We start from the raw sequence: 273 nt of genomic DNA on the forward strand, positions 1-273 counted from the left end.
GCCTGTCCTATCGCGATGCCGCCGGCAACGTGGTCCATAACGAGGACCGCGAGATCATGACGGACATGGACAAGCTGCCCTTCGTCACGAGCGTCTACAAGCGCGACCTCGAGATGGAGAAGTACTTCATCGGCTACCTGAAGCACCCCTACATCTCGTTCTACTCCGGCCGCGGCTGCAAGAGCCGCTGCACCTTCTGCCTGTGGCCGCAGACGGTCGGCGGGCACACCTACCGCACGCGGTCGGTCGCGCACGTGATCGAAGAGATCAAGT

General features: G+C 62.3%; 1 protein-coding gene. It reads left to right on the forward strand.

The features are described from left to right. Window positions 1–273: hypothetical protein (locus AB1471_RS18950; protein ID WP_496350341.1), on the forward strand; the 273-nt coding region annotated here is incomplete at both ends.

It is taken from the genome of Jeotgalibacillus marinus (assembly GCF_040801915.1).
In the GTDB taxonomy this organism is placed as follows: domain Bacteria; phylum Bacillota; class Bacilli; order Bacillales; family Jeotgalibacillaceae; genus Jeotgalibacillus; species Jeotgalibacillus marinus.